This window comes from Bradyrhizobium sp. 521_C7_N1_3 (assembly GCF_052075975.1).
GTDB classification, from domain to species: domain Bacteria; phylum Pseudomonadota; class Alphaproteobacteria; order Rhizobiales; family Xanthobacteraceae; genus Bradyrhizobium; species Bradyrhizobium japonicum.
Window position 1 is genome coordinate 2,361,158 of record NZ_CP197232.1, and the last position, 19,095, is coordinate 2,380,252.

Below are 19,095 nucleotides of genomic sequence, written 5' to 3' on the forward strand. Positions count from 1 at the left end.
CAGCGTTGGATGATGGACGGACCGTTCAGACTCGTGTCGCGGTTCGCTCGACCCCAGCCGCTGAATCGGCTGATTGGTCCGTTCGTTCGACTGCGCCCGGTGCCATCCTTGCATCTGGACGGCGATATCCGCTCCTGGGGCGGGGCGACACTATTCGAAACGGATCTTCTGGCTCAGATCTCTCGGAAGATAGCAGAAGGCCCGCGCTCTTCCCAGTACTGTCTCAATCTGTCTCAGAGTTCAGCGCGGCGTGCAGCCGAGCCTTCTCCAACCGAGACCTGAGTCCATTCAAACAGGCGGCCAGTTTGGCGAACTCCTGAATGCTGACATAATCAAAGACGAACTGCTCAACCTCTTTCTGCTGCTCGTAAGGATCTTGCGAGCGATGCCCGTGAGCGACAAAAGGACGTACCTGGCATCATTCATGTCGGATTTCCGGCGCACGAACTGCTTACCTCAAGCTCCCTCGATTGCTTGGTGATGAAACCCGACTCGACTCTCATCAGCTTCGCGACAGCATTGACGGGAACACCATCTTCTTCCAGCTCCGTCAGAGCCATCAAGATCATCATTTGCGGACCAGTAATGCCAAGCGCATTCGCGTGGTAGGACCGAAGATCGCAAGACATACGTCGATTGATCTGATCTACCATGTAAAGCGCCGGAGTAGATCCTGACTGACGCGCGGCGCCTTCCGGGAGCGTGTTGCCAATGCAGGCAGCTTGGGTGGCATCTGATCTCAGGAGCTCCAGCCTCAAAATATTGCTTGCTGGCTGGCTGGCTTCAGCAAAGAGGACCGGTCCTCGCTGATCACTTTGACGCGCCCAAAGCGCCCCGATCAATCAGTCGCCACAGCTAGACCATTCGTTCCGGTTCGATTTATGAGGATATTGCCCCCTCCCCAGTGGCGATCACCATAGCTTCAACCCAAGATCGAGGCCATCAAAAGTACGCCTAGCGACGTTGATGGACAGGATCGGAGAGGTCGTCGACGGGCAGTGGCGGAAATTCGCCATTTATAGGCCCGTCAGGAAACCCTTGCAAAATTATAGCAGTAGTGCTATAAGAGAAGGGCGAATGACCACACAGAAGCCCGTAGTTTGGATCGGATCGTCAAAGGACGATCTACGAGCTTTCCCGGACGAGGTTCGCCGCGTCATGGGGTTTGCGATCAATGATGCACAAAACGGCGACGAGCATCCTCGTGCCAAGGCCTTAAAGGGCTTTGGTGGCCGGAGTGTACTGGAGGTCATCGACGATGAAGATGGCGATACGTTCCGTGCCGTCTACACCGTACGCTTCGCTGGCGTTATCTATGTCCTTCATGCCTTCCAAAAGAAGTCGAAGAAGGGGATTGAGACTCCGAAGCACGACATCTTGGTAATTCAGGCCCGGTTGAAGGCAGCCGAGGCTCATTACCAAGAGAACTACGGAAAAGGAGGCAAGAAATGAGTAAGGCAATTAAAGCAACCGCAGGCAGCGATAATATTTTCGCTGACCTTGGCTTTGCCAATCCTGAGGAAGAACTCCTCAAAGCCAAACTTATTCGTGAGCTTCGTGCGATCATCAAACGTCGCAAGTTGACTCAGACAAAGGCTGCCGAACTGCTAGGCCTTAAACAGCCTGATGTATCTGCCCTAGTGACCGGCCGCGTAGGGAAGTTCTCGATCGACAGGATTGTTCGATGCCTAGATCGGCTTAATTATCGTGTGGACGTCGTTATCCGTCATAAGCCCGTTCGTCGCGCATCCTCGCGAGCTGCGGCCTAAGAGTGGGAATGGATGGATATTGACGAACTTCGGGATGCTGAAATCCAGCTACATGGTTTGACCAAGGCCGACGGCGTCTATACGTTTTATCACGATGAGACCAACAATATCCGCAAGTTGTATATTGACGATGGACGTTTGAACGTTGCTGAGCTGAAGGTATTCGTCCTCGGCGGCATTGTGCATGAAGGAGCACCGCGACCGATTGAGATTCAATCGCTTCGAGAAGCGATGCGTATCCAGAAGACGGCTCCGGAAATCAAACTGGAGCATGTCGCCAAGGGTAACTTTCTTGACGTTCTTCGCTCCCGAAAGCTGACCACGTTCCTTCGATGGCTTATCGATAACGGGTTGATGATCCACTATCACGAGCTGGATCCATTCTACTGGTCAGTTGCAGATATCATCGATTCGATCGTGCCTGAACTTGGCAATCCGATGCTCTTGCAATACCACGTCTTGCTGAAAAGCGACCTCGTCGCAGTGCTGCGCTGCGAACTGGCCGCAACCATCCAGCTATTTCACGATTTCGGCTATCCGGGGTTATCACCCGAGGGGCGGAGACCCTTCCTCGACAGGCTCATTGAGATTCTCGAACGTAACAGTGATGTCCTCCGGCATTTCAATGCAATGATGTTGAAAGGTGTACTGCAGGCCGGACGGGCGCTGGAGAGTCTGGAGTTCATTGAAGGTTATTACCCGAACCTGCTCATCGATGAGTTCAGTACCTTTTACCAGGGACGTATCGCGATCTTCAAGAATTCGACCCACATCTTCGACATGGAGAAGGTCATCCACGACCGCCTGCTGGAAACACCTCTGACCAGCCAGGGGAAACCGGTTGCGAACTTCCGATTTGCGGATTCCAAAGCCGAGCTAGGGCTTCAGATCTCAGACGTTATTGTGGGCGTCTTAGGAAAGATGCACACCTACTTTACGAACACGGGTCATGAGGACGTCGCTGCGGATCGAGAGGCTCTGGCCGGGACGAGCCTGGAGAACGCAAAACTCTTGTCGGACCTCATCTCAGCTTCGCATGCAGCCAATGTCACGTTCCTTCATCATGTCGCCAGTGTGCACGACATAGATAAGCTTGATCTGTTTCTTCGCTTTCCAGATGGGGCTCACGTTGCATGAACGAGGCGATCAATAATCGGCATTCGCGAGGGTGGGATACTTCGAACTTCTCAGCTGAACGTCGGGAGTATTTAGATGGTGATCTTGCCTTTGAAGCAATTGCAAGATCTATAGCGTCAGAGCTGGCCCCGGTTGTTTGGACAGCGCCCCGCTGGATTTAAGTGGATTCCTGCCGGGTTATGCTGAACGCGGGGCTTTACGATTTTGTCGTTGCGTCGGGAGGGCGTAGCCCGACCAGAGCGACGACAAAATCGTCGGCGACGGTCATGCGGCCATCACCATAGCTTGCGTGCCGAAGTAAGCCTCGTCGGGCGTGCGCCCGTCAAGGCTCGAGTGAGGGCGTCCCTGATTGTAGAAGGCCAGATACTTGGCAATTGACGCTCGCGCCTCGGACACGCTGTCGTAGGCGCGGAGATAAACTTCTTCGTATTTGACCGTGCGCCAGAGCCGCTCGACAAACACGTTGTCGCGCCAGGCGCCCTTGCCGTCCATGCTGATGGCGATCTTCGCGTCCAGCAGCACATCGGTGAACTCGAGGCTGGTGAACTGGCTGCCCTGGTCCGTGTTGAAAATCGCGGGCCTGCCGTGCTTCGCCAACGCCTCCTGGACCGCTTCGACGCAGAAGGCCGCCTCCATTGTGATCGAGACGCGATGGGCCAGGACCCGTCGGCTGAACACATCGACGACCGCCGCGAGATAGACGAAGCCACGCCGCATCGGAATGTAGGTGATGTCCATTGCCCACGCATGGTCGGGCCGCTCGATCTTCAATCCGCGCAACAGGTACGGGTAGATCTTGTGACCCGGAGCCGGCTTGCTCGTGTTCGGGCGACGATAGACCGCCTCGATCCCCATGCGCTTCATCAGCGTCGCGATGTGGCGGCGACCGGCGTATACCCCCTCCCGCCGCAGCAACGATCGCAGCATACGCGCTCCCGCGAAGGGATAATCGAGATGCAGCTCATCGAGCCGACGCATCAAGGCAAGGTCCTCGGCCGAAACTGGCCGAGGTTCATAGTAGACCGTGCTGCGAGCCAGCTTCAGGACCTTCGCCTGGCGCACGATAGAAAGATCATGACCGCGGTCGATCATCGCTTTGCGCTCAGCAGGCCCGCCTTGGTGAGCGCGCCGGACAAAAAATCGTTTTCCAACGCCAGCTCGCCGATCTTGGCATGTAACGCCTTCAAATCGACCGGCGTCTCGGCCGATGTCTTGTCATGCCCAAACACGCCGGCGGCGCCTTCCAGGAGCTGGTTTTTCCAGATCGTGATCTGGTTCGGATGAACATCAAACAGTTGCGCCAGCTCCGCCAGTGTCTTGTCTCCTTTGACCGCAGCCAAAGCAACCTTCGCCTTGAATGCCGGAGAATGCGTCCGGCGGCTCTTCTTCGTCATCTTCGCTCCTGATTCGCAGCAAGAATCCTCGCCGCTGTCAGGCAGAAAACCCACTCAAGCTACTGTCCGAATTTGCGGGGCCAGCTCTGTCATCGTTGCGCCTGAAAGATTGGAAATAAATGATCTCTATGTCGCAATGACTAGGGCATCGAAAACGATAACCATCGTGTCGCCTGTTCCCATCCTAAGGGCGAAAGCGAAGAGGAAGGCATCGGGAGTTACGAGTGGGGCTTCGGTTTGAGCGAGTGGGTAAAGTCCGGCCTTTCGTCCCAAGTGCGTGCGCAGATTGAGGGGTATCTCTGTTGGCCGCTGCGGAGCTTTAGCGTAGGGTTCCCTAAAAGGGAGGCTGAATAGATGCTTACGTCGCCGACGGTTGGATTCGTTAGGACTTGGCAGGAGGAGTCTAAGCGCTGGACATACACCCTCACAACTTTACTGGGGGATTGGTTGAATCAGGCAGAGAGGCAATTCGGCACGCGTGATCGGAGCTGGACGATCCTTGGAATTGAGGTGGGAGGCCCTCGCCCTGGTGTTTGGTTTCCGCAGTACTCGCAGGAAAGCAGATGCGTGGTGATTCATCTGAGCGACACTTGTCAGTCGAATGAAGAGCAAGCGCGTTTCGAACTGTCTCAGGAAATAGTGCACCTCCTTACCCCGAACGGGGGTGGCGCCGCCCTTAACATTGAGGAGGGAATTGCCACCCTGTTTGCAAACCTGGTTGGGCCAAGGCACGTGAACGCCCCTTCTTATGTGAAGGTGTTGGGCTATGTGGAGGAACTTCTGAAGATTGACCCTGAGGCGATCATTAAGCTGCGAGCGAATAGCGATAGGTTTCAGGATTTCACTCCGGAGTTTATCCAGAAGCGGGTTACAGGCGTGTCTGATCAGCTAGCCTCCGACCTTTGCACGCCCTATCGGGACTAGACTGGTGAGTATGCTGTTCGAGCAAACCTTGGCCCAGATGGAGGCGTGATCGTGGTCTGGGTCTTTGGCTTCGGGTCTCTCACCTTTGATGGATGGCAGTCCGAGTTCGGCTGCGTGGGGTCTCAGCGCGCAACGCTTCGTGGCTATCGTCGAACCTTCAATAAGAAGTCAGTGGTTAACTGGGGGACCAAAGAGAACCCTGGCATCACGCTGAATCTGGAGCCGTTTGATGGGGCCAGCTGTGAGGGAGCCGCTTTTGAGTTTCCGGACAATGACAAAATACCGGTCCTCTTACGTGCTCTGCGAAAAAGAGAAGCGTGTGATCCGACAGATCTGCAGGTGCTGTTGGCCGACGGGCGCTCGGTAGACGCCAAGGTATACATCTATGAGGGAGTAAACCCGCTCGGTTCGACGATAAGCACTGCCAAGAAGGCAGAGATGATCCTCAAGGCCCGAGGCACTAGTGGCAGTGCACTGGATTATGTGAGGAGGAATTTTGAAGGCCTGCACGATGTGGGTTTAGAAGATCCGGCCGTTACCGAGCTATGGCAAGCAGTGCAGGCTCTCCGGGGCTAGGATTTGCCTTTGAGGGTATGGGAGAGGGTATAGCTCCGGCAGATGAGCTCGGTAGCGAGGCGATAGCAGACCATCCGTCCCGGCTGGGGCCTCGTCAAGAATGCTGCCTCAAAGTGTGACATCTATCACATTCAGGCAGGTCTAAGTCGCTGATTTAGCACAAATGCTAGCACAGAAATATTTCTACGTTGATTTAGTGACGATATCTCAATTGCTTGCGTCGATTACCATCCGTCTCGAATCGTGGTGGCTTGGTCCTTAGAGAACCATGTCTCCCCTCGTCGCGAAAGAAGGCTATCCTATACGCAGATTGTCTGCGGACACTTTGCCGGAGCTGCCGGTCTTGCGCTCGAAGCTGATCCGGGCCCCCTCAGCAAGGGAGGTGTATCCGGCCTTCTCGACTGACCTGATGTGCACGAATACGTCGGCTTCGCCATCATCGGGCTTGATAAATCCATAACCCTTTGTCGCGCTGAACCACTTCACAATACCGGTTGCCACTACAATGTCTCCATCTCAAACAACAGCGATCTAAGTATGGTTTGCGAAGGGCATCAAGCCGGTGCGCGGGGTATGCAATGTTGCTCCGGCACGATATGGAGCAACATCGTCGCCGGGCGTGAGCTTAGGGAGGGGCTAGCTGGAACGCCCATCGCGCGCCCTCAGCGGCTTCCGGCGGAGGTGCCGGCGACTGGCACTGTGGTCTTGTCGGCCCGGCGCAAGCGCGGGAAGCCTACTTGCAAGGGGTTTCTCAACCATGCCTTCGAGCGTTCGCTCCTGAGAGTCAGGTACGCTCTTCTGTTCCAGAAGAGCAAGAAAGGCCCGCCCTTTGTCCGTTATGATCCATTGTCCGGGTTCCCGCGTAACCAGCCCTTGTCCGAAAATATTGAGATCCGGCGTCTGCGCCGCCAATCGCTTCGTACGATCCGTCCACTCCGGACCGCTGGTGTAGAACACCGCCAGGTAATCCTTGAGGACGGCAAGGCTCGCCCGGCCCTCCGGTTGGCCGGCGAGAATCCTAAGTATCGAGACCTGAAAACTCACTTTCTCCAACCAAACGCGGTAGCACCAAAGCCGCAAATCTTAGCGGCACCTGCCGGACCCCGCGCTCCACTTTAAAACAAGAACCTCAAAACAAATGCTGATGCGGATCCGGCAGATTGGGACGCAAATGTAGACCGTCCTTGTCGAGCTGGGGAGGCCCTTTGATTCTATTCCTCGCTCGTTCCTGCAAGGCTGTCGGGCTGTCAAGCGTCGAACCGGCCTGATCATGGACAGCCCAAAGCTTGGCAAAACGGAGTTTGCGCCTCTCAAAGAGACAGGTTTCGAGGACGAGTGTTCGATCTAGTGTCGCCGCGTCCATACGAACGCGAATGGATGCCCCAAAGGTGTTCGCCAAAATCGTAATTCGGATGTCGAGCCTGGTACAATCTGAGGTGACGTTGCCTGCTCTTATCCCCCGTTTAGCAAAGGATTGCGGCGCATATGGGCGAGTTCATGCTGGATCTCGACGCCGCTTCAGCTTCACGGCCCTGCATCCGCTAGCCTGTCGGCCTAAGCAGCCGGACCCGAGCCATGATCGGTCGGTAAGCTGCTCGGTCGAAAGTCCGATCTAAAAACGCGAAAGGCGATTGCCGACAGCGATAGCGGGACTTCCGGCGAGCTTGCGCTCAGTATCGTACCTCGCCCGCAGCTCTTGACTGATGCCCATTATTGCGTGAACGAGAGGCGTCAAAATTTGGGAATGGCAGCTGAGAATGATGGATGTGGTTGCTGAGGCGAACGCCTCGGAGTTACCGCGCATTTTGCACAAATCCTCCCGGCGCTCGTCTTGGATTCTCGTCCTCTTGGTCTTCTTTGGTTTGTGTGCCGCGGCAGCCTGTGTTTGGACTAACATGGAGACAATTTTGGCGAGGTCGCAAGTGCTTGGGCCCGCGCCGATGCATGGCTTGTCACCTGAGGTTAGGGAAGCTCTGCTGGAGGTTCGATCCGAGCAACAACGGGCGAGCGATGTAATCGCAGAACTCAATCGCAATATCGGTGCGCAGCAAGCCGATTTGAAGCGGATGACGGACCAAATCGAAGCGTTGACCGCGAAGATCGAATCCTTGCAGAGTTCACTCGCTGCTGCGTCTGCGCCGCCAGTCTCTTCTCCGCCTGCAGCCCAATCAGCTTCGAAGCTGGCGAAAAGAGCGGTCCAGCCCTCTAAGCCAGAAGGGCCAATTTCCGTTGGCGGCGCGCCGCTGATCCCTGAGCCAGGATCTGGCCAGCATTGACGGAAGCGCTTGGGGGATCTCCGCCTCAACCAATTCCGCCTGAAGCTTGTCGGCTGTGCGTCTGATCCCGGTCTGCCCGCGTCCACGCACTGCCAGCAACCCATACTGGGGGTCCAAAGGTTGGTTTTGGTGCCAGTATACAGGAGGGTGGAGTATCTCGACCGCAAGCCGTCAGGCATGACTCTCAATTTCAGCTTCAATCATTGGAGCAAAGGCTCCGAGATCGGCGCGAGTTCTGCATTCGCGTTGTCGCTGTCCACGAATTCGGACATGCCCTCGGTTTTACGCATGAACAGAACCGCGACGATGCGCCGGAGGCGTGCCGTAACGAAAAAGCTTCCGGCTCGGTCGGCGATTATAAGGTCACCCAATACGATCTCGATTCAATAATGAACTATTGTAATCCAGCATGGAACGGAAAGGACAACTCAGCCCACTCGATATCGCCGCCGTCAGGAAATTCTATCCCTCCCGACACTCGGTCTCTTACTATCCATGGGCGCGCCCGCGCTGGCCGATCGCGCGGCGGTGCAGATTGCTGCGCGCTACAATGTCAGGACGGTTCACGTCCAGTACGTTGGCGTGATGTACAACGACAAGCAGGAAGTCGGCGGCGGCTCCGGGCTGCTCATCGGCGACAGCCTCGTGCTGACCAACAGCCATGTGATCGGACGCGAGGAGAACTACAAGAGCTTCGACGTCAATGCCCGCCTCGGGTCGCGCAATGCGAATCCCATCAAGGTCACTGCGGTTCATCGCGACGATGCCAGGGACCTGGCTCTTCTGGAGCTGTCGCAGTCCGCCGGCAATAGCCGTGGCGCCTCTCGTTGCCCGATGCCTGTGATCAACGACAACCAGCAGGCCCCGATCTATTTGCTAGGTTATCCTCTCGATCTGGATCTGAGCATTTCGAGCGGTCTGATCAGCAGCCAGACGAGCCCGAACGGCCGACGGCAGACCGACACAATCATGAATGTCGGCAACAGCGGCGGACCTGCATTCAACGAGTTCGGCGTGGCGGCATCGTCAAGTGGAACGAGGCGCAGGTTTCCGGTGTCAACTTCATCATTCCAGCGACCGTGATCACCGCAAGCCCGCTCTACAGCATGATCGCAGCCCTACCACAACCCTCTGTCTGCTGGACGAAATGGGTTGACACGACGATCTTCTTTGAGAACTGGAGCAAGCTGAACTCCACGCATGTGCAGACCCAAGCCAACGCTGGGGTGAAGATCCCCGAAATTCTTGCCGGAGCGATCCACACGATACTGCCCGAAGACCGCCGCCTTATCGTGAACGTGCCGGTATCACAGCTTGACGAACCGAAGCAGATCGAGCGCTCCTATACGGTGGATAAAACCAAGGACGACCACCCCGTCGTCTTTGCAGAGCATACTGCAGACTATGCCGAGACGTTCCCTGCAGAGCCCGGCTATCGCATTGCAGGGTGCACGTGGCACGTCGAGACCGGAAACGGCGCCAGCAATATCGCTTGTGCGGTCAACGATACCGGCGCGCAGGCTCGCTTCACCTACAAGCTCACGAGCGGACCTGCCGTCGACAGATACCGCGGATGGCTCGGCGCCACTGTCAACGTTTCCCAGATCCTTGCGACGCAGGTGCCGATCGATGGTCATGCTTTCCTTACCGGCCTGCGCTTCCAACGGGCTGCATCGGCTCGGCCCCGCTTTCCGGCAGGTTCAGGCGATACTCGTTGTCCTCTTCTGCGCGCTTGCGGCCGGTTGCGCCCACCAGGGTCCTGCTTCGCAGCCGGCGAAGCCGCATATCCACAAAGCACCACAGAAACATGTGAGCGCGTTCAGGGGATATGGCTATCGCTACGACCCCGGCTATTACCATGATTTTCGGCGCTATCATGGTTATCGGACGTGGCGGCCCACCGCCGGCGAGGCGAGCGAGGAGGCACCTCCCGACAAGAGCACTACCGGGTCCGACGTTGTGGTCAACAAGTCAGTCTTATTGATCGAGGAACCGCAATTCACGCTTAACACTGCACGCCATTTGCGGACCGCCATAAGACGCGAGGCGGCCACTGTGGTGCTTGTAGAGGTGGATGACCTCATCTTCGATAAATTGAGCCGCCTCTCTCAGATACGGTCGTAACGGGCAATAACCAGCTAGACGTTCCTCCGACCGAGCCGAGGGAAGCAGGCGCGTCTGCGCCAGAACTCTTCCGAGACGATGGGTGGTCACTGGGCGCTGAGACCTTGGGCTGCGGCTTTGAGGATGCGCGGGAAAGTGCGCCAGCCGCGTTCATGAGGAGGAACCGATCGGTGTAAGAGTAAACTGTTGCGGATGGCGAGACGGTAGATCCCTCACGCATGCTGGTGCAGGCAGATCCATATTGCATCCCAACTTCCTTAGCGTTGTAAGGCACGATAAAGCGCGGTGCTAACCAGCTATAATGTCGCGGCCATTACCCCAAGAAAGGACAGATCGTATGGGATTGCTCAAAAACGTACGAGCGGAGCATTCCTGGAAAGGCCCCCGGCCATGTGGCCGATCGAGACTCAGCATCTGCCGACGAGAACACTCCCCGGCCGCTCTAATGATTATTGTACCGCTACGAGCAGCTGCTGAACCTCTTGCGGCCTGTGAAGAACAGTTGTTGCTTTTCAAGTTGAGAGGCGCCGCATCGGGTTCATATTTTGACTGCGACGGGAACCTAGCTGCCGAATATTGCAGAGAGCGATTGAGCGCACAACCGCAGAGTTTCCATTGTGCGTGTCGTAGTCAATGTTGTCGCTTATCTAGACAGCTTGGTGGTCGCCCGTTATGCGCGTTACGCTACTCCGACCATCGATGCTGACTGGCACCTCACCGGCGACGGTTGCGCGATGAACGAGGCGATGTTGGTCGCCGTAGTCATTCACTGCATAATGTTGTGTAGCGCGATTGTCCCAGATCGCTACATCACCATCCCTCCAACTCCAACGCACAGTGTTTTCGAGCGCAGTGATATGAGACTGAAACAAATCGAACAGCTTCTGGCCATCGTATTTCGGCAGGCCAACGAAGTTTTGCACCAGAGCGCCGAGCACGAGCGTGCGTTCGCCAGTCTCCGGGTGCACGCGCACAACGGGATGCTCAGTCCGATAGATTGTTTTAGTGAAGACTTCGTCCAAGTGCTTCTTGTCGAGCTCGCTGACGCGGGCAAGTATTGCGTAGTCAAAGGCATTACTGTGAACGGCCCATAGCCTGTCTGCAAGCCCTTGGAGCGGCGGCGCTAGGTCGAGGTAGGCCGAGGCGGTGTTTGACCAGACCGTATCGCCACCGAAAGGTGGCATCACAATGCCTCGCAGCACGGCGATCTTAGGGTAGGCATCGACGAAGGTTCCATCAGTGTGCCAGAGATCCGCCCGGCTACCTGCACGGGTGGAATCAAGCTCGATGATCGACGCTGTTCCCTTGATCGCACCGAGCGTTGGATGAGGTGTCAACTCTCCGAAACGAATGGCAAAGCTCTCCTGCTCCGCATCATCGAGGTGGAGCTGGCCGCGAAAGAAGATGACCTTGTGCTCCAAAAGCAGCCCATTGATCGAGGCAATCGTCTGCTCCGGTAAATCGCCTGACAGTTTGACATTTCGGATTTCTGCGCCGATGCGCACTGCGCGTTTAATGACATCGGCGCGAGGAATGACATTGTCCGACAAGATCATTGCAGTCATGGTCCCATCTTGCGTAGCCCCTAGGCCACACTATCCGCTCGACCAGGCAGACCAGCGCGAGCGGCGACCGCTAGCTGGATCCGTCATCATCTATGGGTAGCGAGTGGCTCCCGTTGAACTCACGCGACTTCGAAAAGGTTACCGCAGCATCCGCTTCATCGAATATTGAACAAATCCCTAGTTCGATCAATTGCTAGCAGTGGTAGTTGACCGCGGCGAAAGCGTTGTATTTCGCTGAGCGTTTGCTCTTGCGTCCGCTGCCCGATGAATAGGAATCTGTTCGAATGCACGGTCACTGACACCGAAGCGATAAGAGGTCCCCTAAGAGCTGCCCGTTCCTCGCCGCAAAACGTCGATAGAACGGCAGCGTCCGGAGAACGCCGGCCGAGGTTCGGGCCATTGACGGGGGCGGTCTTCGCAGCCGCGGCGTTCGATGCCTTCGCCGGTATGAGGGAACATCTGCGCGCCACAGCACGCCTCCTTCGCTTCGACCGGGTTGTTTGTACGCTTGAAGACGAGGCCTGTGTAGCAGACGCCATCCCGGATGTCGGCAAGAGACCACGGCTTCTCGCCCGCTTTGTAATAGACACCAGTCGTGAGATTCCACGCGACGGTGCGTCATCCTGCATCTTGCGGGAAAGCTCGCCCTTGCTGTTGAGGTATTCGCGCGGGGCAATGGCGGTCTGCGCACGAGCTGGGTGATCGCCTCGCAGCCAAGTAGCCTGGCCCTGAGCTGGTTGTGGAAATGGTTTTCGAGCAAGTGCTTCTCCGCGGCCACATTGGCGTCGTCGAAGAAGACGCCTTGGCGCTGTACCGCTATTTGGAGAAGAAGCCTATATCGCCCTGCGGTGCCAGGATCTGATGTTCGGTAATCCATCCGAGTATCTGGCGAAGACGGCGGAAGTGCTTTCGATCCAGCTCAAGCCCGATCTTGTCGCGACCGACGTTGAAATGAAGGCTTCGCGTGAGTTTCTGATCCACAACGGCGGCCTGATCAATCAGCTCTACCTCGACGAGGCCGGCCGCAAGCTCGGGGCAAAATCAATGAAGAACTCGATATCTACGAAGATTTTTCGCAGACGTAGTCAGGAACGCCAAAATGTTATCCGGCGCTATCCAAGAGAGACCGAGCAGAAATATCGATGAAGACCCAACTCACAGAGTGTCGCCGGATCGGTAGTGTTCTTTCCGTACGCGGACAATGTGACCTAGCTTACTCGCGATATTGATTGTGAGCGTCCAAACCCCTCGGACAGTAGGGCGTAAGCCGTCCTTCAGTCCGCTGCTGCCGCATCGACGGCGACCAGTCATGTGCCGAGGGAACCGATCTAACTGTCGAGTTTCCCAAGATAGCGCGCCGCGCCGAGGCGCATCATCGTCATCAGCGTTGGCTGATCGCATGGCGATCGTGAGGCATCGTTGGAAGGGGAGAGCGGCTCCCAGCGCGCCAACGGGCCGCGCCGGATCGACAATTCGCTTCCCGCATGCGAGCGAAGGCGGTCTCCCGCGTCATGGTGGCGATCTCCGCGGGGGTCAGGCCGAACATCTCCTCGGGCGGCGTCGCCCAGGTCTGCGCACGGATCGGCGAGGGCATGCCCATCCGGGCAAGGAAGCCGTCGAACTTGCGAAGGTCCATGTCTGTCTGCCTTTGAAGTTCGCGCGCCGACATGCGCGAGGCGCCGTCATTCGCAAAGGTTAACATGTGCACGCCGATGACATCGCCATCCCGCGTGAAGCCGCTCGCCCAGATGAAGAAACTGGCGCAGAGGCAGGTAAAGCCGTCGGGGTCCGCGAGGCCGTCGCCTTCCGGGCGCACCTTGTCCTGCGTGGCTTGCTTAAAGATGCAATGGGGCTGGCTCGCGTTGCTTGTCGCGGAAGGGGGCACGCACTTCGCTCCGCAAGATCCGGATCTGCTCGCCGATATCATCACCGGCGTCGCCGATGCCGCCCGACGAAGAGCTCGTCACGACCTGGAGGAGATATCCCGATCGAACATAGGGCGTTACCGGCGCGCGGAAGCGCTGCCCATCATGCTGCCCTACTTCATCGCAGAAATTTGACGTAGAAAAGCTCGCGCTGGGGATCCGCAATCGCGTGCATCGTTAGATATCTTCGCCATGATGGGCGGGAGTATGTCCTGTTCTTCGTTCCCACGAGATCGGGCAAGGGTGTCGGCCTCGTTATCCCTTCGCTCCCGACCTGGCCGGGCTCGGCGATCGTTCGTCAAGGACGAGAACTGACAGCTCACCGCTGGCTTCCGTAGCCAGCGCGGTCGCGTCCTTCTCTTCGATCCGACCAATGCAAAATCGTCGGCCTATAACCCGTTGCTCGAGGTCCGCCGCGGCGAGTGGGAGGTGCGCGACGTCCAGAACATCGCCGACATCCTGGTCGACCAGGAGGGTAGCCTGGAGGAGCCGAACTACTGGGAGAAGACCAGCCACGCCCTCCTGGTTGGTGCCATCCTCCACGTCCTCTATCCCGAGGAAACAAAACCCACGCCGGCGTCGCAGCCTTCCTGTCCGATCCGAAGCGGCCGATCGAGACGACGTTCGCCGCGATGATGCGAACGGCGCATCTCAGCGAAGGCGGCGTCCATCCCGTCGTCGCTTCCGCTGCCCGCCAGCTGCTGAACAAATGCGGTAACGAACGCTGGGCGTCCTGAGTATCGCGATGTCGTTCCTGGGCCTCCACCGAGACCCCGTCGTGACGGAGGTGACACGGCGCCGCGACTGGCGGATTATCGACATCGTCGGCGGGGATCGGCCAACCACGCTTTACCTTGTCGTGCCGCCCTCGGACATCAACCGCACCAAGCCACTCATCCGTCTGATTCTCAATCAGCTCGGCCGCCGCTTGACGGAAGATCTGCAGGCCAAGGCCGGCCGACGCCGCTTTCTCCTGATGCTTGACGAATTCCCGGCGCTCGGCGGCTCGATTTCTTCCAGTCCGCGCTGGCGTTCATGGCCGGCTACGGCATCAAGAGTTTCCTGATCGCTCAGTCGCTGGACCAGATCGAGAAGGCATATGGGCCCAACACTCGATCCTCGACAACTGTCACGTCCGAATCGGGATACCGCGCTTGACATGCCGGTAGCGCATAATTTCGAAACGGCGGAACAACCCGACATCATGCTCGGAGGTAATGGTCTCAAAAATGCGAAGCATCTCTTGCGGGGCGGCCGCCGGCGTCTCGCCTTTTTGGAGCAACGCAGGTGCATACTGAAGGTTCATCAAGACGACGTCGGCGTAGACGAGCACTCACGGTGTTGGTTTTCAGCCATGGATCCGCGCGCTCCGAATTCCGCATGTGTATGTCCGATTGCCGCCGCAATGTCGTAAATCCGACAAGAGCTGCCGGGGCGATTCCGCACGAAATGCCGTAGGTGGGCATGTTCTTCTCGTCCAACAAGGCGCAGTCGAGATTTTGTGGGTGGCACGGCGGTTGCTATTGAGCAGACGGACCACTGCCGCGGCTACAGGCCAAGCCGCTGCCCCATCCCAAGTCACACAAACGTGCTTCAGTAATCAATCGACGTACCCAGACCCGGACAGAATTTACGCGAGCGCCAACGACAAGAACTTACACGAGTTCAAGGAGGCTTCTGTGGAAATGCTGGATGTCATCGGAATTGGGATCGGCCCATTTAACCTCAGTCTTGCAGCGCTTATTGAACCTACTCCGCTCCGCGCACTTTTCCTGGAGAAGCGAGACGCACTTGTCTGGCATCCGGGCCTTGCGCTGCCGAACAGCCGCCTACAGGTGTCGCCGCTTAAGGATTGCGTGACCCTGGTCGATCCTACTAGTCCATATTCATTCCTCAACTATTTGGCGCTGCATGGTCGGCTCTACAGCTTTGTCAACAAGCGCAATGCTTCAACATCGCGGCAGGAGTTTATTGAGTACTACCGGTGGGTCGCAGGGCGACTCAAGACGCTGCGCTTTTCCGAGGTCGTCAATGATGTTATTCCCTTTAGGGACGGCTACCGCATCAGCACGAATACAACCACATACTTAGCGCGCGCTGTTGTTGTTGGTGTTGGCGTAGAGCCCAAAATCCCCGCCTGTGCCAGATCTTTGCTATGTGGCACTCTCTACCATGCAGCTGACTATCTCGAGCGGCCGCTACCGCAAGCAGCCGAGCATGTGCTCGTTGTGGGAGGCGGTCAGAGTGGCGCTGAGATTACCGAGGACATTCTTACTCGTTCTGTATCCACCCAGATCACGTGGTCAACGTCGCGTTCGAACTTTTTTGCCATCGACGACAACAGCTTCGTGAATGAAGCTTATACGCCCGCGTATAGCCGTCGCTTTCACGCTCTACCGCTTCAGCAACGCCGCGATATAGTCGAGGGCGAGATGCTTACGAGCGATGGCATTTCCGTCGACTTGTGCAACCGCTTATATGAAATGCTGTACGAACGCAGCGTGGATGGCACGCTGTCCGACCGTTTTCGTGTGTTGCCCAGCGTAGTCGTGAAAGGCATCACCTCCCACAAAATGGGTTGGCGAGTAGATCTAGATGAGATCGCAACGCAGCGAAATAGCTGCATTCTAGTCGATCGTATAGTGCTTGCTACTGGTTTCCAGCCGCGTACGCCGCCCTTCTTGGAGGCCCTGCTCGAGGGAGCATGTATGGAAGATGGCCTGCCAGTACTTGGCCCGGACTATGCAGTCCGCTTCGGTCGGCCCGTGCCAGGACCAATATATCTACAAAATCAAAGCCGCGTGCAGCACGGATTGCAGAGCGCCAATCTATCTTTGGTCGCGTACCGTAACAGCCAAATTATCAATAGCCTCCTCGGCCGACCGTTCTATTTGAATACATCCGGTAGGCAGATGATTCAGGTTTACGCAACTTCGGACGCGTCTGAACGAGACGCCGGTGTGGTGGCGATGCGATCGACCCGACAGGTATCGGGTGGCACATGAACGGCGGCTCGACCTCACCGCTGCGGGGCCGGATTGCGGATGGAACGGCCAACCCCGCCGATCAGCTTTCAGGCACGCTCGACTACCGCGCCTTTGTACCATTTTTGATTGCCTCCATTGTCATTGCAGCAGCTTACGGCACTAGCTTTCTATTGCCGGACTACATGCATGCGCTCGAAACGGATGGTCAAGCCGCTGGTCTTATCATTTCCAGCGGCATGGCTACCACTCTCGTTTCCTGTTGCTTGGCAGGGTGGCTGGCAAAGCGGATAGGCCTATTGCCCACGTTGACTGTCGCATCCTTGTTTATGGCGTTAGCCATGCTTGCCTTTGCCGGCGCTGCCCTCGATACGCGAGCTGCGTACGGTGGAGGCTTGCTGGTGGGCGCTGCCTGGTCAGTGTTCTTCATTTTGGCACCGCTGCAGATCATCCGCCATCTACGGCCCTCAGCACGTATTCAGTATTTGACGGTCTTATCCGGATCACAAATGGCTGGGCTCGGCCTGGCAGCTCCACTTGGTCACTTGCTCGCAAAATACACTGGTTCGCTGGCCACGATTTATGCGGTGCTTGCGATTGCGTGCGTGATCGCCGCCGCCTGCGTAGACCTTACAAGACACGCGACGTCGAGGCTATCGGCACTGGCTATGCCAGATATCGCAATTACTCTGGCCGCGACTACGACACTCCTTCAGAAGTGCACAGCACTCCCCATCGCCATGATTGCGATTTCAGGCTGCGTGTTCGCGGGGCTGTCCACATATCAGAGCGCGTATTCCGCCTCACGTCACCTGAATTCCGATCTGTTCTTTCTCTTTTTCACTGCTACGAGCGTGATACTACGCTTCTCTGTCGCTCACCTCATGGGCAGCCTGCCGTTACGCCGACTGGCACTCACGCTCATCCTACTGACCGCTGCGTCTCTGGTGCTGTTCCTTTTCAACGATGGCAGCACATCACTCTATATTGCGGCCTCTGTCCTCTTTGCCGCCGGCTATGGGTTAAGTTATTCAACCTTGAATACGATAGCCGTCAATCTCGCCGGTGAGCACGGCGTCTCCGTGCCCACTACATCGCAGATATTTACCCTCGCATACTTTCTCGGGCTCTTCGGCTTTCCTATGGTCGGAGGGCAGTTGGTCCGTGGATTCGGCCCTGACGTGATGTTGCTTAGCCTATTGAGCGCGACCGCTCTTAATGCGGTGCTAGCAACCCGCCTCGGCCAAAGCACATCTGATCCGTCTCATTTTAGGAAGGAGCTCACACATGCTGACCGAGGCGCAACAATCGAAATGGAATAAGGATGGATACCTTCGATTGGAGAAGTTCTTCGATCCAGCCAAGCGCGACAAGATTTCTCGTTACGTTGAGGAAGTTGCACGTTGGGATGTAAGCTCCGACAAGTGGATGTTGTGGTTCGAGAAGACGAGTGACAGCAGAAAAATTATTTCCAAGGCCGAGAACTTCTTAGACTACCATGCCCCTCTACGGGACGCGCTCCTGGCCGATGGCCGCATTCGTATAGCGGTCGAGACACTCTTGAATGAGAAGACACGGATGTTGAAGGAACTTCTGATCTTCAAGTATCCGGACAGCGGCGGGTACCGCCCTCATCAGGACATCTATCATGTCCCGCACAAGATACCCGAACGCATGGTGCACGCAATTGCATCCATCGCCGTGGACGACTCCGGCCCGGGCAACGGTGGGCTCTTCTTCACGCCAGCTCGCCATAAGGAAGGAATGTTTCCGATGGATGCGGGTGGCGTGATTCACCCGGAGATCGCCGAGGCCTTCGCATGGGAGCCGGTGCGATTGCAAGCTGGGGATGTTTTCATTTTTGACGATTATGCGCCCCATTACTCCTTGCCAAACAAGAGCGATCGGTCGCGTCGTGCGATTCACTTGGTGTTCCAGCGCGCATCCACTGAGGGGCCAACACGCACCGAATACAACCGCATGAAGCGTGCGTACAACCCACCAGAAGAAGCTGTGGCAGATCTTGAGAACCTAAAGCGTCCCAATGGCATATTCTATCGCAACTGATAGCCACGTCTGAGGAAGACCAACATGTACACGACGCGGCCCGATCATTCTCTGATGCGAACCGAATACGGCGCTCTGGTCTGGCGCCTCTTGGAGCATCTCCCGGAGGGTCTCAGCCCAGCATTTGGCGCATCAGTCGCGGAGCTCGCTCCAGGCGATGCGGTCGACCCGCACGATCATCAGGAGCACGAACTGTGGCTGCTGATCTCTGGTCGTGGAGAATTCGAAGTCGACGGTCAGGTCCGTAATGTTAGCGAAACGAGCTTGTGTTACATGGCGCCACATCAGAGGCATACTATCCGCAATATCAGCCAAGATAGCGCTCTCAAGTTTATCTCGATCTGGTGGGATTGA

General features: G+C 56.8%; 20 protein-coding genes and 2 pseudogenes. 16 read left to right on the forward strand and 6 right to left on the reverse strand.

What is annotated here, in order from left to right; all coding sequences use genetic code 11:
• Positions 1-422: 422 nt before the first annotated feature.
• Positions 423-842 carry a hypothetical protein gene (locus AB7008_RS10570; protein WP_441258793.1) on the reverse strand — a complete coding sequence of 140 codons (420 nt, stop codon included), beginning with the start codon at positions 840-842 and terminating at the stop codon, positions 423-425.
• 235 nt (positions 843-1,077) lie between these two features.
• Here AB7008_RS10570 and AB7008_RS10575 point away from each other — a divergent pair, with 235 nt between their 5' ends.
• From AB7008_RS10575 to AB7008_RS10585, 3 genes are read left to right on the forward strand one after another with little or no spacing between them, the layout of a single operon-like run.
• Complete coding sequence (locus tag AB7008_RS10575) at positions 1,078-1,452, forward strand: type II toxin-antitoxin system RelE/ParE family toxin (protein WP_014497752.1); 375 nt, start codon at positions 1,078-1,080, stop codon at positions 1,450-1,452.
• Positions 1,449-1,769 carry a helix-turn-helix domain-containing protein gene (locus tag AB7008_RS10580; RefSeq protein WP_011084909.1) on the forward strand — a complete coding sequence of 107 codons (321 nt, stop codon included), beginning with the start codon at positions 1,449-1,451 and terminating at the stop codon, positions 1,767-1,769. Before AB7008_RS10575 ends, AB7008_RS10580 begins: the two co-directional genes overlap by 4 nt.
• 12 nt (positions 1,770-1,781) lie before the next feature.
• Positions 1,782-2,906, forward strand: coding sequence for a DUF3800 domain-containing protein (locus AB7008_RS10585; protein WP_011084910.1), 1,125 nt, complete (start codon positions 1,782-1,784; stop codon positions 2,904-2,906).
• Positions 2,907-3,170: 264 nt separating this feature from the next.
• Here the strand turns inward: AB7008_RS10585 and AB7008_RS10590 are convergent.
• Positions 3,171-4,300 (reverse strand): IS3-like element ISRj2 family transposase gene (locus AB7008_RS10590; RefSeq protein WP_109866565.1). Its coding sequence is split into 2 segments (ribosomal slippage): positions 3,171-4,048 and positions 4,048-4,300, totalling 1,131 coding nucleotides; the frame shifts between segments, so codons are not numbered across the junction.
• 567 nt (positions 4,301-4,867) lie between these two features.
• Here AB7008_RS10590 and AB7008_RS10595 point away from each other — a divergent pair.
• Together AB7008_RS10595 and AB7008_RS10600 are read left to right on the forward strand one after the other, a co-directional pair.
• Positions 4,868-5,224 (forward strand): hypothetical protein, encoded by a 357-nt coding sequence (locus AB7008_RS10595; protein WP_223153695.1) that lies wholly within the window; start codon positions 4,868-4,870, stop codon positions 5,222-5,224.
• A 45-nt stretch (positions 5,225-5,269) separates the two neighbouring features.
• A complete protein-coding gene (locus tag AB7008_RS10600; protein ID WP_011084913.1) occupies positions 5,270-5,800 on the forward strand; it encodes a gamma-glutamylcyclotransferase in 531 nt (176 codons plus the stop codon).
• 294 nt (positions 5,801-6,094) lie between these two features.
• On the opposite strand, the gene AB7008_RS10605 is transcribed toward AB7008_RS10600, so the two are convergent.
• Positions 6,095-6,301: a cold-shock protein gene (locus AB7008_RS10605; protein ID WP_011084914.1), complete on the reverse strand. Its 207-nt coding sequence runs from the start codon at positions 6,299-6,301 to the stop codon at positions 6,095-6,097.
• 1,256 nt (positions 6,302-7,557) lie between these two features.
• Here AB7008_RS10605 and AB7008_RS10610 point away from each other — a divergent pair.
• The 4 genes and pseudogenes from AB7008_RS10610 (at position 7,558) to AB7008_RS10625 (ending at position 9,938) form a co-directional block, all read left to right on the forward strand.
• Positions 7,558-8,076, forward strand: coding sequence for a hypothetical protein (locus AB7008_RS10610; RefSeq protein WP_011084916.1), 519 nt, complete (start codon positions 7,558-7,560; stop codon positions 8,074-8,076).
• A gap of 203 nt (positions 8,077-8,279) precedes the next feature.
• Positions 8,280-8,426 (forward strand): annotated as a pseudogene (locus tag AB7008_RS10615) (M12 family metallopeptidase); the annotation flags it as partial.
• A 145-nt stretch (positions 8,427-8,571) separates the two neighbouring features.
• Complete coding sequence (locus AB7008_RS10620; RefSeq protein ID WP_011084917.1) at positions 8,572-9,159, forward strand: S1 family peptidase; 588 nt, start codon at positions 8,572-8,574, stop codon at positions 9,157-9,159.
• Positions 9,156-9,938: a hypothetical protein gene (locus tag AB7008_RS10625; protein WP_011084918.1), complete on the forward strand. Its 783-nt coding sequence runs from the start codon at positions 9,156-9,158 to the stop codon at positions 9,936-9,938. The genes AB7008_RS10620 and AB7008_RS10625 overlap by 4 nt, the downstream gene beginning before the upstream one ends.
• Before the next feature lie 909 nt (positions 9,939-10,847).
• On the opposite strand, the gene AB7008_RS10630 is transcribed toward AB7008_RS10625, so the two are convergent.
• Positions 10,848-11,765, reverse strand: a complete 918-nt coding sequence (locus AB7008_RS10630) for a TauD/TfdA dioxygenase family protein (RefSeq protein ID WP_011084919.1) — start codon at positions 11,763-11,765, stop codon at positions 10,848-10,850.
• A gap of 861 nt (positions 11,766-12,626) precedes the next feature.
• Between AB7008_RS10630 and AB7008_RS10635 the strand changes: the two genes are divergently transcribed.
• Positions 12,627-12,911, forward strand: a complete 285-nt coding sequence (locus AB7008_RS10635) for a hypothetical protein (RefSeq protein ID WP_011084921.1) — start codon at positions 12,627-12,629, stop codon at positions 12,909-12,911.
• 235 nt (positions 12,912-13,146) lie between these two features.
• Here AB7008_RS10635 and AB7008_RS10640 read toward each other — a convergent pair whose 3' ends face one another.
• Positions 13,147-13,581, reverse strand: coding sequence for a hypothetical protein (locus AB7008_RS10640; RefSeq protein WP_223153694.1), 435 nt, complete (start codon positions 13,579-13,581; stop codon positions 13,147-13,149).
• A 25-nt stretch (positions 13,582-13,606) separates the two neighbouring features.
• Between AB7008_RS10640 and AB7008_RS10645 the strand changes: the two genes are divergently transcribed.
• Both AB7008_RS10645 and AB7008_RS10650 read left to right on the forward strand, forming a co-directional pair.
• Positions 13,607-13,825: a hypothetical protein gene (locus AB7008_RS10645; RefSeq protein WP_162130951.1), complete on the forward strand. Its 219-nt coding sequence runs from the start codon at positions 13,607-13,609 to the stop codon at positions 13,823-13,825.
• 47 nt (positions 13,826-13,872) lie between these two features.
• Positions 13,873-14,832, forward strand: a pseudogene (locus tag AB7008_RS10650) (type IV secretory system conjugative DNA transfer family protein); the annotation flags it as partial.
• Here the strand turns inward: AB7008_RS10650 and AB7008_RS10655 are convergent.
• Entirely contained in the window at positions 14,820-15,023 is a 204-nt protein-coding gene (locus AB7008_RS10655) for a hypothetical protein (RefSeq protein ID WP_014497739.1), read from the reverse strand. The pseudogene AB7008_RS10650 and the gene AB7008_RS10655 overlap by 13 nt on opposite strands.
• Positions 15,024-15,375: 352 nt before the next feature.
• Between AB7008_RS10655 and AB7008_RS10660 the strand changes: the two genes are divergently transcribed.
• The 4 genes from AB7008_RS10660 to AB7008_RS10675 are packed head-to-tail and all read left to right on the forward strand — an operon-like array spanning position 15,376 to position 19,095.
• Positions 15,376-16,695 carry a lysine N(6)-hydroxylase/L-ornithine N(5)-oxygenase family protein gene (locus AB7008_RS10660; RefSeq protein ID WP_202801489.1) on the forward strand — a complete coding sequence of 440 codons (1,320 nt, stop codon included), beginning with the start codon at positions 15,376-15,378 and terminating at the stop codon, positions 16,693-16,695.
• Entirely contained in the window at positions 16,692-17,996 is a 1,305-nt protein-coding gene (locus AB7008_RS10665; RefSeq protein ID WP_011084926.1) for an MFS transporter, read from the forward strand. The genes AB7008_RS10660 and AB7008_RS10665 overlap by 4 nt, the downstream gene beginning before the upstream one ends.
• Positions 17,962-18,741, forward strand: a complete 780-nt coding sequence (locus AB7008_RS10670) for a phytanoyl-CoA dioxygenase family protein (protein WP_038937241.1) — start codon at positions 17,962-17,964, stop codon at positions 18,739-18,741. Before AB7008_RS10665 ends, AB7008_RS10670 begins: the two co-directional genes overlap by 35 nt.
• Positions 18,742-18,765: 24 nt before the next feature.
• Positions 18,766-19,095, forward strand: a complete 330-nt coding sequence (locus AB7008_RS10675) for a cupin domain-containing protein (protein ID WP_011084928.1) — start codon at positions 18,766-18,768, stop codon at positions 19,093-19,095.